At 41.7% G+C, this 1,260-nt stretch carries 1 protein-coding gene; it reads right to left on the bottom strand.

Features of this window, described 5'->3' with window-relative positions; translation table 11 throughout:
• Window positions 1-83: 83 nt before the first annotated feature.
• Window positions 84-1,208, bottom strand: coding sequence for a hypothetical protein (locus B2118_RS04650; RefSeq protein WP_428053626.1), 1,125 nt, complete (start codon window positions 1,206-1,208; stop codon window positions 84-86).
• Window positions 1,209-1,260: the final 52 nt, after the last annotated feature.

Raw genomic sequence — 1,260 nt, forward strand, 5'->3', positions numbered from 1 at the left:
AACAACAGATCCTGGACTACGACTTTCCAGGATGATGGCAACGACTAGCAACACACTGGAATACCAGCAGAAGAAATCCCTTATTAATTTCTAACACAACTAAACTGACTAAATTTCGCTTCATAGCAAGCATATGCGACATTGCCATTTGTCAGATTACAAGCAAATATTGTATTCGGGGATGTTCTGATTCCGCCCATACTACAATCAAACTTTGAAAAATTACTAGGGGACACCAAATATTTCATAGTATCTTCCGCGATAAACTTATCCCAATAAACGGTAAAAATTGTTCCCCGATTATCTGTTCCTAATCCCCTACTTGGACAAGAAACTTGGGCTTTCATATTAAGCGCATTAACTCTATCTGCCACGACTTGCCCATCATAACCTCTTTTCATCGTCCAATCCGTACACTTCACACGATTCTTTATTTGTGCCTCTTCATTGGCTTCATCAAAATACCTATAAGAATATGGACGGGAATCTCCTGCGGTACAAGTATCGGAATCACTTGCCATTAAACCTCGTGTGGTCCAAGAACCTCTTTGCCAAGTACAATCGGAAACACAAGTAGACAATTTATCATAAGAACAAGAGTTTTCATTCCAAGTATAAGTAATAGACCCTATTTGCCCGGAAGGGCAATTCTCCGTATAAGAATTTTCACGAGTAGGCGTGCAGCCTTTTTCCGCTTCCCCGCAAACCAAATATACTTCGTCCTTATTTTTGAGTTTTAATTTCTGCCAACTCATCGTTTCCCCACTGCACGCCGGGAATTTATAGCCAAACAAATTAAGTTCACTCAAATACATATTGTCCGCTTGCAGTGTGTAACCTTGCTTGTAATTGGCTGCGCGCAAATTGGTTTCAAAGTCAAAGTCCGCCGTGCCGTTGCCGCTACCCATAATAGCCGTCGTGCCTACAATAGCGGGGGCATCGTTAAGTTCCAGTTTTCCCCCCGCTATTTTTAAAAGGTTATTTACGCGCAGGGATTTGCCCGTATTAAAACCCTCGTCTGTTGTGCAACCTAAATTCATTTGGCAGGCAGATGTTAAGCCAACGTCCATTTGCTTCGTTACATCCACTTGGCTATATGCCACATATTTGACAGGGAAATATGTTACCATTGTCATTTTGTTGGCACCGCCCCCCATAACGGCGGTAGAGGCCAATAAGGCACACAACCCTATTAATAATTTCTTCATTTTTTCTCCTTGTTAAGGCCTTTATATTTGAGCAAAACAGCCTTTTATACGC

The sequence above is a fragment of the Candidatus Avelusimicrobium stercoris genome (assembly GCF_002437085.1).
Classification (GTDB): Bacteria; Elusimicrobiota; Elusimicrobia; order Elusimicrobiales; family Elusimicrobiaceae; genus Avelusimicrobium; species Avelusimicrobium stercoris.